Below are 13,141 nucleotides of genomic sequence, written 5' to 3' on the forward strand. Positions count from 1 at the left end.
CCATGAGCAAGATCATCAAATACGTTTTCTACGACATCATCCGGAACAAAATTGTGCTGGCCTACACGTTGTTCCTGCTGCTGCTCTCCGTGGGCCTCTTTAATTTGGGCGGCAGCCCCGACAAAGCCATCCTCAGCCTGCTGAACCTGGTGCTGCTTACCGTGCCGCTGATCAGCATCGTGTTTGCCACCACGCACTTTTATAACTCCTATGAGTTTATGGAGCTGCTCGTAGCACAGCCGATCAACCGCAAAAAGATATTCATGAGCGAGTACCTGGGCGTGGCTTGTTCGCTTTCAGGAGCTTTTATACTTGGGGTGGGCACACCGGTGCTGCTGTTTGGTGCCAGCCTTACAGGTTTATACTTACTGCTCACAGGCGTATTCACCACCTTCATCTTCGTGGCGCTGGCTTTCCTGGCGTCCGTAATTACCCGCGACAAAGCAAAAGGCATTGGCATAGCGCTGCTGCTGTGGTTCTACTTCGCCCTTATTTACGATGGCATTGTGCTGTTTATACTTTATGCTTTCGCCGATTACCCGCTGGAGAACGCCACACTGGCCATGACCGCCCTTAACCCGGTTGATTTAGGCAGGATCATCGTTTTGCTGAACCTGGACGTGTCGGCGCTGATGGGTTATACAGGAGCGCTCTATAAAAGTATACTTGGCAGCCTGTGGGGTATAGGCCTTGCTTTTGGGCTGTTACTGCTCTGGATAGTGGTGCCGATCATGAGTTCCAGGAGCATCTTTGGAAGAAGAGACCTGTAAGAAAAGAAATAGTGCCTGCTTCGGCAGGAGTTGATTAGGTGCTTTAGTGTTTCTGAGAAGCGCAGTCCTTTTGGGCTGCGCTTTTTGTTTTAAGATAATGCCTAAGCTTACCGCTGACAGGGGGTTTTAAGAACGGTAATAACCATTTGCCGTACACGGCAGTATAAAGCTGTTCAATAAAAACTGGAAAACCATGATAGAAACGAGAGAAAAACGAAACAAACTGATGTCAAGTGTACTCTTGGGGCCTTTGCGGCTTGGAGTGGCAGCGTTATTCTGCGGCTCGGTGTTATTCAGCTGCTCCGGGGATGGTGAAAACAATGCAACGCAGGCCCAGGAAGAGACAGGCGCAGCACAGCAAACAGAAACAGCAACCGGAGAGGTAGAGGATAATGGACTGGGCGTTGGGCCTGTGACCTCGGTGGAAATAGGGGATCAGATTGATGAGGCGCTTGCCGCAGAAGGAAAGTCAATTTTTGAGGCTAAGTGCTCTGCCTGCCATCAGCTGTCTGACCAGAAGATAGTAGGCCCAGGCCTGGCCGGTGTAACAGAGCGCCGCAAGCCGGAGTGGATCATGAACATGATGATAAACCCAGAGGAAATGACCAAGAAGGACCCGGAAGCTAAAAAACTCCTGGCCGAGCACTTAACGCAGATGACCAACCAGGATATTTCTGAAAGCGATGCGAGAGCTCTGTTGGAATTTCTGAGACAGAACGACCAGAACAACTAAAGTATCTGTAACAAACCCTATGGATATGAAATCACTTTTCAGTAAAACAACTGGAGCAACGTCAGGGATAGGCCTATCGTTTGCATTGCTTGCCGGTGTGGCGCTGCAAAGCTGTAGCGGCGGCGATGATGCTAACGTTAAAGACGGTGCCGTTGCGGAGGATGCTGCAGCAGCCGTTTATGTGCCGCCTGGGGAGCACGATGAACTGTACTCGTTCCTGTCGGGTGGCTTTAACGGACAGGTGTCGGTTTACGGGCTTCCCTCAGGCCGCTTGCTGAAGGTAATACCGGTGTTTTCGCAGTTCCCTGAAAACGGCTATGGCTACAACGAGGAAACCAAGCCAATGCTGATGACCTCGCACGGCTTTGTTCCCTGGGATGACCTGCACCACCCCAAGCTCTCCAGAGCCGAAGGGATGGCAGACGGCCGCTGGCTGTTCGTGAATGGGAATAACACGCCACGTGTAGCCCGCGTCGACCTGACTACCTTCGAGACGGTCGAGATCATGGAGATCCCGAACTCAGCGGGTAACCACTGCTCTCCGTACCCAACCAATAACAACGAGTATGTGCTTGCCGGTACACGCTTCTCGGTACCTATCGATACAGAGTCGGGCGGTATCCCAGACGTAAGTATGGAAGAGTATAAAGACAAGTTCCGTGGCTCCATCTCCTTTATAAAAGTAGATAAAGAGCATGGCGACATGGAGCTGGACTTTCAGGTGCTTGTGCCTGGCTTTGACTACGACCTGGCTAACGGCGGTAAGGGACCATCGGAGGACTGGGTATTCTTTACAACCTATAACTCAGAGAAAGCCGCTACCCTGAAAGAACTGGGGGCCTCGCAAAACGACCGCGACTATCTGGCGGCAATTAACTGGAAACTGGCGGCCAAGTATGCGGCTGAGGGCAAAGCCCATGAAATGCCTGCCAATTACTACCACAACAAAATGGACCATGGTTCGCACCAGGCCAAGTCAACCGTTAAAAAGTCAGTGCGCTACCTGCTGCCGGAGGAGTGCCCCGGCATGATGTACCTGCTGCCTGCGCCTAAGTCGCCACACGGTATTGATGTGGACCCCACCGGGGAGTATATGGTGGTGAATGGAAAGCTGGCCTCCTCGCTGCCTGTTTTTTCTTTCTCAAAAATGCAACAGGCCATCGAAAACAAGGATTTTGACGGGGAGGTGAATGGCATTCCGGTGCTGAAGTATGAGTCTGTGCTGTATGGCGAGGTAAAAGAGCCCGGCCTGGGCCCATTGCACACCGAGTTCGACGGAAAAGGAAACGCGTACTCCACCATGTTCGTGTCGTCGGAAGTGGTGAAGTGGAACGTGGAAGACCTGCAGGTACTGGATAGAATGCCGGTTTACTACTCGCCGGGCCACCTGCTGATACCAGGCGGCGATACCAAGGATCCGTATGGCAAGTACCTGGTGGTGATGAACAAGATCACGAAAGACCGCTACCTTCCAACCGGGCCGGAACTGCTGCACTCTGCCCAGCTGATAGACATTAGCGGCGACAAGATGCGCATGCTGCTCGACTTCCCGACACTGGCCGAACCACACTACGCCCAGGCCATACCGGCCGACAAAGTGGCACCGAATAGTGTGAAGTTCTTTAAGCTAAATGAGAATACCCACCCTGAGGCGGTTAAATCAGAGAAAGATGTGAACGTGACGCGCCAGGGCAAAACCGTGAAGGTGAATATGACCTCTATCCGAAGCCACTTTACACCGGACGTGATTGAAGGCGTACAGGTAGGCGACACGGTTATATTCCATGTTACCAACCTGGAGCAGGATTGGGACGTGCCGCACGGCTTTGCTGTAATGGGGGCGGAAAATGCCGAGACCTTGATCATGCCGGGCGCCACGCAGTCGCTGCGGTGGGTGCCAAAAGCCGAGGGCATTTATCCGTTCTACTGTACAGACTTCTGCTCGGCGCTGCACCAGGAAATGCAGGGCTATGTACGGGTATCGCCTAGAGGATCTAACGTTCCGATCAGGTTCTTTACCGGAGAGAAGAAACCTGTACCACCCGCCCAGGCCTCAGTAAATTAATAGCCCTGTGCGGGTAAAGCAGCGGAGTTTGTGACAGGCAGGCTCCGCTGTCTTTTTGTAGTTGCACCTTAACGCTAAGAGAATGAACGTATACCTGAGAGTGATCATGGTTGCGGCAGCGCTGTCGCTGGGGCTGTTGTTCCTCTACCCGATGTGGAAGATCTACCTGGAGGCGCCGCAATATCCGGAGGGGCTGGAGCTGCACATTTGGGTAAACAAGCTGGGCGGCAGTTCTGAGAGTGTGCTGCAGAACTTCAATATCCTCAACCACTACATCGGCATGGAAAAGATCAACCCAGACTCTTTTGCAGAGTTAAAGTATATGCCCTACATCGTGGTTGCTTTTATGGTAACGGGCGTGCTGGTGGGCTTGATCGGGAAACCGAGGCTGGTGCTGATCTGGGTGGTGCTGCTGGCCATTGCCGGAACTGTTGGAATCCTGGACTTTTACCTGTGGCTGCACAAGTTCGGCACCAACCTAGACCCGGAAGCGCCAATCAAGGTGCCAGGCATGACGTACATCCCGCCCTTGTTAGGCAGTAAACAGTTACTTAACTTTAATGCACTATCCTTGCCGTCGTGGGGCAGCCTGGGCATATTTCTGGCGCTCGTGCTCGGCGGGGTAGTTTATGCTTTAAGCCGGAAACCAACCAAACAACTGGTGGCATAGCAGCCCCTACACCTATGAAAAAAGAAGCGATTTATACTTTCAGCCTGCTGGCTATACTGTTTCTGCTCGTAGCCTGCTCTGTGGAGCCTAAACCCATACCCTACGGGCAGGCCAACTGCGCCCACTGCAACATGACGGTGGCCGATAACCGCTATGGTGCCGAACTGGTGAACGACAAAGGCAAAGCCATCTTCTTCGACTCAGCCGAGTGCTTGGCCGCTTTTGTGATTGAGCAACCGGAACAAGGCAACAATGCCGCCTACTTAATGGTTACAGACTATACCAACCCTAACCAGATATTAGATGCCCGGGAAGCCCATTTCCTGCAGAGCCGGGAGTTACCCAGCCCGATGGGCATGTTCCTGACCGCCGTGGCCGACAAGGCAACCGCAGAACAGATGCAGCAGGAGCACGGCGGCCGCCTGCTTAACTGGGACCAGGTAGTTTTAGCAGTACAACATAATGAGAAACCCGACTAAACAGATCTTTATACTTGCCTATATACTGGCCCTGATGCTCGGTAGCCAGAAAGCGTTTGGTGATACCCTGAAGGTATGCAAAACCTGTAGTTTTACCTCGGTAAAGCAGGCGGTGCAAAAAGCAAGTATAGGGGATACCATATTAATAGACGGCGGCACCTACCAAGAGGCCGGAATAGAGGTAGACAAACCCCTAGCCATACTTGGGGAGAATAACCCGGTCATAGACAGCAACTTTAAAGGGCAGATACTAACGGTGCTGGCTGATGATGTAACCATACAAGGCCTTACGCTCAAGAACATCGCCACCAGCTATACCCGCGATGACGCCGCCATACGTGTTATCCAGCGCAGCAACGTCCGCATCCTCAACAACACCATCCTGAATACCTACTTCGGCATTTACCTGCAGTACTCTGAAAACATTGCGGTGAAGGGCAACGTGGTGAGAGGTGAGAAAGGCGACAAAACAGAGTCGGCGCTGGGCAATGCCATACATGTATACTATACCGATGAGGTGGAGATAACAGGAAACCACGTGCAGGGCCACCGCGACGGCATTTACTTGGAGGTAGCGAAAAACAGCAAAGTGCACCGTAACATCAGCCAAAACAACCAGCGCTACGGCATGCACTTCATGTTCTCCAACGGCAATACCTATACATATAATACCTTCCGCAATAACGGAGCCGGCGTGGCCGTGATGTATACCGACGATGTGCGGATGGAGCACAATACCTTTGAGGACAATTGGGGCGCAGCGGCCTATGGGTTATTGCTGAAGGACATCCGCGACAGTGTGATTCGCAACAACACATTCCGCCGCAATACCACCGCCATTTATATGGAGAGCTCTAACCGCCTGGATATTCAGCATAATAACTTCGAGCGCAATGGCTGGGCTATAAAGCTGCTTACCTCCAGCTTAGATAATACCTTTAGGCGGAACAACTTTACCGGCAACTCTTTCGATGTCAGCACTAACGGCCCAAACCAGCTGAACCACTTCGAGAACAACTACTGGGAAAAGTATACCGGCTACGACCTGAACAAAGACGGTGTGGGCGATGTACCCTACCGCCCGGTAAGCCTATACTCGATGCTGGTGGAGCGCGTGCCGCCCTCCGTGATGTTTATGCGCAGCTTTATGGTAGACCTGCTCGATAATATGGAGAAGGTTTTGCCAAGCATTATTCCGGAGAACCTGGTAGATAAAAAACCCTTGATGAAGAGAATTGAACATGATAACAATAAAGAACTTGCACAAGTCCTACGGCAAACTACAGGTGCTGCGGGACGTGAGCGTTGAGTTTGGCACAGGGAAAGTTGTGTCTGTTATAGGCCCTAACGGTGCCGGCAAAACTACCATGAGCAAGTGTATACTGGGCATGGTGCTGCCTGATAGCGGCGACATCCGGATTGATGGCCAGAGCGTGCTGAAAAAGTATGCCTACCGAAGCCAGATCGGGTATATGCCGCAGATAGGCAGGTACCCCGAAAACATGAAGATCCGGCAGGTGATCGGGATGATCCGCGACATTCGCAAAAAGGAGAAGAGTGTAGATGAGGAACTGATCGGCCTGTACGCGCTGGAGGAGATCTATGATAAGCGCATGGGAGCCCTGTCTGGTGGTACCAAGCAGAAAGTGAGTGCCGCGCTGGCCTTCATGTTCGACCCGCCTATACTTATACTGGACGAACCCACCGCCGGCCTGGACCCGATCGCTGCCGAGATTCTGAAAAGCAAGATCCTGAAGGAAAAGAAGCGCGGCAAACTGATCCTGATCACATCGCATATCATGAGTGAGATTGAAGAAGTGGCCGATGAAGTGCTTTGCCTGGTAGACGGAAGTATAAAGTTCTTCGAAACAATTGCTGACCTGAAAGCACATACCCAGGAAGACCGCCTGAGCCGTGCCGTCGCCAAACTTATGAACGAAGGATATCACCCATGAACAAGATCATCAAATACGTCCTCCTGGACATCATCAAAAGCAGGATCATCATTGCCTATACGCTGTTTCTGCTGCTGCTTTCCATTGGCCTGTTCAACCTGGGGGGCAGCCCCGACAAAGGTATACTCAGCCTGCTGAACCTGGTACTGCTGACGGTGCCGCTCATCAGCATCGTTTTCGCCACTACGCACTTCTACAACTCCTATGAATTCATGGAATTGCTGGTGGCACAGCCGATCAACCGTAAAAAGATATTCATGAGCGAGTACCTGGGGGTGGCGCTCTCGCTTTCGGCAGCTTTCATAGTGGGCGTCGGTATCCCGGTGATCATCTTCAGCACGGGGCTTACAGGTTTATACTTACTGCTCACAGGCGTATTCATCACCTTCATCTTCGTGGCCATGGCTTTTCTGGCTTCGGTTATCACCCGCGACAAGGCCAAGGGTATCGGTATAGCCCTGCTGCTGTGGTTTTACTTTGCCCTTATTTACGATGGCATTGTGCTGTTTATACTTTACGCCTTCAGCGATTATCCTTTGGAGTATGCCACTTTGGCCATGACTGCCCTTAACCCGATAGACCTGGGCAGGATCATCGTTTTGCTGAACCTGGACGTGTCGGCGCTGATGGGCTACACTGGGGCCTTGTACAAAAGCATTTTCGGGAGTGTGTGGGGAATCGCAGCTGCGTTTGGGTTGCTGTTGCTGTGGGCGCTTATACCGGTGCTAAGTTCTCGGCGTATCTTCTCCAGAAGGGATTTGTAGGGTAACTGCCTGCCAGGGCAAGGTGCTTTCGAGTTGAAAGGTGTGGGGCCAGGCGACCCACACCTTTTTTATACTTGCATGGTGGAAACCGGTATTGCGGGAGCTTACCTGCTGATGTAAAAACACACTTTTTTAAGCTTTAAGTATAAAAATTACATCCTTTGTGGCCAGGTATCAGTATGTATGGGGTAGCAGTGATACCGCACAAAGCTGCAGCTACAGTATGTAAAGAAGTGTTGCATCACCTAATCCCCTTCGCCTATGGCCTCTACCGATATTACCCCCAGCGAGGTGCACCCCGTGCATGAAGAGCACGAGCACCACGAGCAGAGTTTTATAGAGAAGTATATTTTCAGCCAGGATCACAAAGTTATTGCCAAGCAGTACCTGATCACGGGCATTTTCTGGGCCTTTATAGGTAGCTTTCTGTCGGTGCTGTTTCGTATGCAGCTGGGCTGGCCCGAGGCTACCTTTTCTTTCCTGGAGCCGATTTTGGGAGGCTGGATTGAGAACGGGAAGCTGAACCCCGAGTTTTACCTGGCGCTGGTAACCATGCACGGCACTATCATGGTGTTCTTCGTGCTGACGGCGGGCCTTAGCGGTACGTTCAGTAATTTCCTGATACCGCTGCAGATAGGGGCCCGCGACATGGCCTCCGGTTTTATGAACATGCTGTCGTACTGGCTCTTCTTCCTCTCCAGCGTGATCATGTTCTGGTCGTTGTTCATAGACACCGGCCCCGCGGCCGGCGGCTGGACCGTGTACCCGCCGTTGAGTGTGCTGCCAGAAGCCATACAAGGCTCTGCTGCCGGGATGACGCTGTGGCTCGTTTCCATGGCCTTGTTCATTGCCTCCACACTTTTGGGGGGCATCAACTACATCACCACCGTTATCAACCTGCGTACAAAAGGCATGTCGATGAGCAGGCTGCCGCTCACGGTGTGGGCACTCCTGCTGACGGCCATCGTAGGCCTGCTGTCGTTCCCGGTGCTTTTTTCTGCGGCCATACTGCTGATTTTCGACCGTAGCTTTAACACTAGCTTCTTCCTGTCTGACATTTATATTGCGGGGCAAGCCCTGACCAACACCGGCGGTAGCCCTATACTTTTCCAGCACCTGTTCTGGTTCCTGGGCCATCCGGAAGTATACATCGTGATTATGCCGGCCTTTGGCATTACCTCCGAGGTGATCGCCACCAACGCCCGAAAACCAATCTTTGGCTACCGCGCCATGATCGGCTCGCTGATGGGCATCTCGGTGCTGTCTATTGTGGTGTGGGCGCACCACATGTTCGTTTCAGGCATGAACCCCTTCCTGGGCTCGGTGTTCATGTTCCTGACGCTGATCATCGCGGTGCCGTCGGCGGTGAAGGTGTTTAACTGGCTGGCCACCCTGTGGCGGGGCAACATACGGTTTACCACAGCCATGCTTTTTGCCATCGGCTTTGTCTCGATCTTTATCTCGGGAGGCTTAACGGGTATTATTCTGGGTAACTCAGCGCTGGACATCCAGTTGCACGATACGTATTTTGTGGTGGCACACTTCCACATGGTGATGGGAGCGGCCGCCTTCTTTGGGATGTTCTGCGGGGTGTACCACTGGTTTCCGAAAATGTTCGGCCGCATGATGGACGAGAAACTGGGCTACGTCCATTTTTGGCTCACCTTCTTGTCGGTATACCTGGTGTTTTTGCCGATGCACTACGTGGGTATAGCTGGCTTCCCGAGGCGTTACTACAACTGGACGGGCTTCGAGACGTTTAACATCTTCACCGACCTGAACACCTTTATAAGCATAGCGGCTATCTTTGGCTTTTTTGCGCAATTCGTCTTCCTATTCAACTTTCTGTACAGCATCTGGTGGGGGCGCAAGTCATCTCCAAACCCGTGGCACTCCAACACGCTGGAGTGGACGACGCCTGTGCTGCTAGGCCACGGTAACTGGCCAGGGCCGCTGCCAGTGGTATACCGATGGCCATACGACTACAGCAAGCCCGGTGCGCCGGAAGACTATATTCCACAGACAGTACCATACTCGAAAACAACATCCTCGAACCTGCCGTACGAGCGGGACTCGGATTAAGCAGGCTTTGATTCTAAAACAGGAGCGCCAAAGCATAACCCATACTTTGGCGCTCCTGTTTTACGTGCAGGCCTAAAGTTTGCGCCTGCGCATCTCCCTCTGTAGCAGCGCTAGTTCGCGGCCCATCTGCCCGGCAATAGAAGTGTTCTCCTCCGCTCTCCGGATAAGGTAGGGCACGGCGGTGGCCACCTCCCCGTAAGGCACGTACTTAGAGGCATTGTAGCCGGCGGCAGCCAGGTTATACGTTAGGTTATCACTCATGCCGTAGAGCTGCGAAAAGTGTATCCGCTTCTGGTGGTCTTTGATGCCATTCCGCCGGATGCACTCCGTTAGGTATGTGATGCTTTGCTCATTATGGGTAGCGGCGCAGAGCTCCACGCGGTGCAGGTTCTCCAGGCAGATGTCAATGGCCTCGTTAAAGCTTTTGTCGGAGTCGGCTTTGCGGGTGAAGACGGGGCACGGGTAGCCCTGCAACTGCGCCCGGCGCTGCTCTTTCTCCAGGTAAGCTCCCCGCACAATCTTTATACCCAGTATAGTGGACTCTTGCTCGAAGCGGCGCAGGCAGGCTTTCAGGTAGGCAACGCGGTCGGTGCGGTACATCTGCAGCGTATTAAAGACCACAGCCCGGTTTTTGTTATAGCGGCGCATCATTTCCTCGGCCAGCTCGTCCATCGGGTTTTGCATCCAGCTTTCTTCGGCATCAATGTATACTGTAATGTCTGCCCCGGCGGCTGCCCGGCACATTTGGTCAAGGCGCTCCTGCGTTTTGGCAAAGGCTTTCTCCTCCTCCGGGGTCAGTGGCTGCTTCAGGTGCAGCTTGCTGAAAATGCTGTTGTGCCCTATCCCCGTAAGCTTCACGCTGATATAGGAAAAGCCCTTGGTGTCGCGGGCCAGCCGGATGTTTTGCAGTACCTCATCCCGAACGCCGTCAAACCCAGCCTCGGTGTGCTGTGCCTCAGCGGCGTAGTCCAGCACGGTTTGTACGCGCGATGCCGCCAGCTTTTGCACCACCTGTTGCGCCTCCTGCACGGTTTCGCCGCCGCAGAAGTGCTTGTAGATAGTGTTTCGGATCAGCCACTTAATGGGCAGGCCCAGCCGCAGGGCTGCCACAGTAGCCACGCCGCCGGCTTTTACCAGGGCCGGCTGGCCCATCATGCTGAAGAGCCAGTAGGCCAGCTTCATTTCTTTATCGGTTTTGTGGCAGAACGTTACCTGCAGGTTGTCCGGATCGAAGGGGCCGGCTATACGTTCGGAGGCATTAACTTGCTCCATATTCTTAAAGTTTAATTGTGTTGCTCAGGTTTTGTACCCCCTGTGTTCGGAATTAGGGCGCCAGGGTTGTGGTTATCTCTGAAATAGGATGTTTCTTAGTTCTTTAACCTCTGGTAAGGTAGGCAAAGAAGCCGGCGCCGCGTATGAGGTCGGTCAGCAGCAGAAGTGACTTCTGTCATTGCATTTCCGGGTATCGCGGGCGGTAAGCGGGGAGTTTGGCAGGATACGCTTAGGGTGACTCAGATCATTTTATGGGAGAGGAACTTACGGTAATTTTGTACAAACAAAAGAGAAGGATATGAACACGCCGGAAACAGCATTCCCCAAGCTGGTGAACCCCATGACCTACCAGCAGTTTAAGAACCTCAGCGATGAGCTGGTGGCACAGCATAGAACAAGCGGACCGGAGCAGAGCGAGCAGCGGGTAAATTTTACCAAGCTAAACCAGCAGCGCATGAAACGCGTGGAAAAACAGTTTGCGCTGCAGCCGGAGCTAAAGCAGCTGCTGGACCAAAACGAGCGCCGTTGGGTGTGGCTGGTGCTGGTAGAGGCATGGTGCGGGGATGGCGCGCAACTGCTGCCGGCCATTGCCGCGATGGCGGAGGAGTACACTAACATAGAACTCTCTGTTCTGCTGCGCGACGAGAACCCGGCCCTGATGGACACCTGCCTGACCAACGGCAGCCGCGCCATACCGAAACTGATCTGCCTGGATGCCGAGACAGGCGAACGTGTGTTTACCTGGGGCCCCCGCCCCGCTGGCATACAGCAGCAGGTAAAGCAATTGAAAGCAGAAAAGCCGGACATCAGCCATGAGGAACTGGTGCAGCAGGTGCAGTTGTGGTACGCAAAAGACCGGAGCCAATCGCTGCAGCAGGATTTTGTGCAGCTGCTACAGGAGGTGGTGAATCCGGTTGTGTAAGAATTGTGGTGTGCTAGCGCTTGTTTCCGTAAACTTGTGTAAGCACTGAGCCGGCATTGCGTCCCGTTGGCTCAGCGCACGCGAAACCGTAGTATTATACTTTATGCCTTTAGCCTCAGAAGCACAGATAAATAGCTTTACCCGATGGCGGTTGCCACTGCTCTCGGCCCTGCTGAGCCTGCTGGTGATTGCGTTGCTGGGTTTGTTGCTGCGCTGGATGTTTGTAGCGCCGGTGGCAGGACTCAACTACAAGCACCTGCTGCACGCCCACTCGCATACCGCGCTGCTGGGCTGGCTGTACCCGGCGCTCTTTATCGCGTTGCTGCACGCCTACCTCCCGCCGGAGGTGCGTGACAGGAAAGTATACTTTTGGCAGTTCTGGCTGGCGCAGGCGGCGGTGCTGGGCATGCTGCTCAGTTTTCCGGTGCAGGGCTACGGGGCAGTTTCCATCTCCTTCTCCACAGCGCACATCCTCCTGAGCTACTGGTTTATACTTCGTTTCCTGAAAGATGCCAGGGCACAGGAGGTAAGCCAGGGGAAACATAGCCTTTCCTTCAGGTTTGTAAAGGGCGCCCTGTTTTTCCTGGGGCTCTCCTCGCTGGGGCCGTGGGCGATGGGGCCGATCATGGCGACCGGGCACAGCGGCAGCGAGCTGTACTACAATGCCATCTACTTTTACCTGCATTTTCTCTACAACGGCTGGTTTGCCTTTGCCGTGCTGGGGCTGCTGTTCTGGCTGCTCGAAAAGTACAGCATCCGCTTTAACCGTAAGTATGGCCTGTTGTTTTTCAGGATGATGTTCTGGGCCTGCCTGCCGGCGTACCTGCTCTCGGTGCTCTGGGTAAAGCCTGATACTGTGGTATACCTAGTGAGCGGTGCCGCTGCGCTGGCGCAGGTGCTGGCCTTGGCCCTCCTGATATGGCTGCTCTGGCCGGTACGGCGGCAGGTGCTGGCCTTGTTCAGCGGGTGGGGGAGAAGTATACTTGTGCTTGCCGCACTGGCGTTTATACTTAAAACGCTGATGCAGTTCTCCACGGCCTTTCCCTACATGGCCGACCTGGCGTACCAACTTCGCTTTTTTATCATCGGTTACCTGCACCTGGTGCTGATCGGGTTTGTGAGCTTTTTTATACTTGCCTGGCTGGCACAGCAGGAGTGGGTGAGGCTGGAGTTACGCCTAAGCCGTTGGGGCCTGGGGCTGTTCATACTTGCCTTTACAGGCACGGAAGCCCTGCTCTTCGGGCAGGGGCTGCTTCTCTGGCTTGGGCTGGGTGCCATTCCCAACTATAACGGGTTACTTTTCGGGGTAAGTGTGCTGTTGCCGGTGGGCATTCTGCTTTTCTTTATCTCGCAGCTCCGGCACAGGCTTCCGCATCATCCCCAACCCCGTTACCGGCCCGGGCGCTCCAAAGCGGCCGCGCGAAACTGA

At 53.6% G+C, this 13,141-nt stretch carries 12 protein-coding genes; 11 read left to right on the forward strand and 1 reads right to left on the reverse strand.

Annotation, left to right across the window (positions count from 1 at the left end):
* Positions 1 to 2 precede the first annotated feature (2 nt).
* The 9 genes from PXG97_RS16890 to PXG97_RS16930 all read left to right on the forward strand — a co-directional run bounded on the left by PXG97_RS16890 (position 3) and on the right by PXG97_RS16930 (position 9,518).
* Positions 3 to 770, forward strand: a complete 768-nt coding sequence (locus tag PXG97_RS16890) for an ABC transporter permease subunit (protein ID WP_276498974.1) — start codon at positions 3 to 5, stop codon at positions 768 to 770.
* A 193-nt stretch (positions 771 to 963) separates the two neighbouring features.
* Entirely contained in the window at positions 964 to 1,503 is a 540-nt protein-coding gene (locus PXG97_RS16895; RefSeq protein ID WP_276498975.1) for a c-type cytochrome, read from the forward strand.
* A gap of 25 nt (positions 1,504 to 1,528) precedes the next feature.
* The gene (gene nosZ, locus PXG97_RS16900; protein ID WP_276498976.1) at positions 1,529 to 3,568 is read left to right on the forward strand and encodes a Sec-dependent nitrous-oxide reductase; all 2,040 of its coding nucleotides are present in this window, start codon (positions 1,529 to 1,531) and stop codon (positions 3,566 to 3,568) included.
* Positions 3,569 to 3,650: 82 nt separating this feature from the next.
* Positions 3,651 to 4,238 carry a hypothetical protein gene (locus PXG97_RS16905; RefSeq protein WP_276498977.1) on the forward strand — a complete coding sequence of 196 codons (588 nt, stop codon included), beginning with the start codon at positions 3,651 to 3,653 and terminating at the stop codon, positions 4,236 to 4,238.
* Positions 4,239 to 4,252: 14 nt separating this feature from the next.
* Complete coding sequence (locus PXG97_RS16910; protein ID WP_276498978.1) at positions 4,253 to 4,717, forward strand: nitrous oxide reductase accessory protein NosL; 465 nt, start codon at positions 4,253 to 4,255, stop codon at positions 4,715 to 4,717.
* On the forward strand, positions 4,701 to 6,026 hold the full coding sequence (locus tag PXG97_RS16915) for a nitrous oxide reductase family maturation protein NosD (protein ID WP_276498979.1): 1,326 nt from the start codon (positions 4,701 to 4,703) through the stop codon (positions 6,024 to 6,026). The genes PXG97_RS16910 and PXG97_RS16915 overlap by 17 nt, the downstream gene beginning before the upstream one ends.
* Positions 5,959 to 6,672, forward strand: a complete 714-nt coding sequence (locus tag PXG97_RS16920) for an ABC transporter ATP-binding protein (RefSeq protein WP_276498980.1) — start codon at positions 5,959 to 5,961, stop codon at positions 6,670 to 6,672. Before PXG97_RS16915 ends, PXG97_RS16920 begins: the two co-directional genes overlap by 68 nt.
* Complete coding sequence (locus PXG97_RS16925; protein WP_276498981.1) at positions 6,669 to 7,436, forward strand: ABC transporter permease subunit; 768 nt, start codon at positions 6,669 to 6,671, stop codon at positions 7,434 to 7,436. The genes PXG97_RS16920 and PXG97_RS16925 overlap by 4 nt, the downstream gene beginning before the upstream one ends.
* Positions 7,437 to 7,697: 261 nt before the next feature.
* Positions 7,698 to 9,518: a cytochrome c oxidase subunit I gene (locus PXG97_RS16930; RefSeq protein WP_276498982.1), complete on the forward strand. Its 1,821-nt coding sequence runs from the start codon at positions 7,698 to 7,700 to the stop codon at positions 9,516 to 9,518.
* A 72-nt stretch (positions 9,519 to 9,590) separates the two neighbouring features.
* Here PXG97_RS16930 and PXG97_RS16935 read toward each other — a convergent pair whose 3' ends face one another.
* Complete coding sequence (locus PXG97_RS16935) at positions 9,591 to 10,790, reverse strand: proline dehydrogenase family protein (RefSeq protein WP_276498984.1); 1,200 nt, start codon at positions 10,788 to 10,790, stop codon at positions 9,591 to 9,593.
* Between the two features lie 298 nt (positions 10,791 to 11,088).
* Between PXG97_RS16935 and PXG97_RS16940 the strand changes: the two genes are divergently transcribed.
* Positions 11,089 to 11,712 carry a thioredoxin family protein gene (locus PXG97_RS16940; RefSeq protein ID WP_276498985.1) on the forward strand — a complete coding sequence of 208 codons (624 nt, stop codon included), beginning with the start codon at positions 11,089 to 11,091 and terminating at the stop codon, positions 11,710 to 11,712.
* Between the two features lie 103 nt (positions 11,713 to 11,815).
* Entirely contained in the window at positions 11,816 to 13,141 is a 1,326-nt protein-coding gene (locus tag PXG97_RS16945) for a hypothetical protein (RefSeq protein WP_276498986.1), read from the forward strand.

It is taken from the genome of Pontibacter litorisediminis (genome assembly GCF_029360645.1).
Classification (GTDB): Bacteria; Bacteroidota; Bacteroidia; order Cytophagales; family Hymenobacteraceae; genus Pontibacter; species Pontibacter litorisediminis.

Excerpts from the sequence above, each read along its gene's own strand:
- PXG97_RS16890 (WP_276498974.1), top strand. The coding sequence starts at position 3 with ATGAGCAAGATCATCAAATACGTTTTCTACGACATCATCCGGAACAAA.
- PXG97_RS16895 (WP_276498975.1), top strand. The coding sequence starts at position 964 with ATGATAGAAACGAGAGAAAAACGAAACAAACTGATGTCAAGTGTACTC.
- nosZ (WP_276498976.1), top strand. The coding sequence starts at position 1,529 with ATGAAATCACTTTTCAGTAAAACAACTGGAGCAACGTCAGGGATAGGC.
- PXG97_RS16905 (WP_276498977.1), top strand. The coding sequence starts at position 3,651 with ATGAACGTATACCTGAGAGTGATCATGGTTGCGGCAGCGCTGTCGCTG.
- PXG97_RS16910 (WP_276498978.1), top strand. The coding sequence starts at position 4,253 with ATGAAAAAAGAAGCGATTTATACTTTCAGCCTGCTGGCTATACTGTTT.
- PXG97_RS16915 (WP_276498979.1), top strand. The coding sequence starts at position 4,701 with ATGAGAAACCCGACTAAACAGATCTTTATACTTGCCTATATACTGGCC.
- PXG97_RS16920 (WP_276498980.1), top strand. The coding sequence starts at position 5,959 with ATGATAACAATAAAGAACTTGCACAAGTCCTACGGCAAACTACAGGTG.
- PXG97_RS16925 (WP_276498981.1), top strand. The coding sequence starts at position 6,669 with ATGAACAAGATCATCAAATACGTCCTCCTGGACATCATCAAAAGCAGG.
- PXG97_RS16930 (WP_276498982.1), top strand. The coding sequence starts at position 7,698 with ATGGCCTCTACCGATATTACCCCCAGCGAGGTGCACCCCGTGCATGAA.
- PXG97_RS16935 (WP_276498984.1), bottom strand. The coding sequence starts at position 10,790 with ATGGAGCAAGTTAATGCCTCCGAACGTATAGCCGGCCCCTTCGATCCG.
- PXG97_RS16940 (WP_276498985.1), top strand. The coding sequence starts at position 11,089 with ATGAACACGCCGGAAACAGCATTCCCCAAGCTGGTGAACCCCATGACC.
- PXG97_RS16945 (WP_276498986.1), top strand. The coding sequence starts at position 11,816 with ATGCCTTTAGCCTCAGAAGCACAGATAAATAGCTTTACCCGATGGCGG.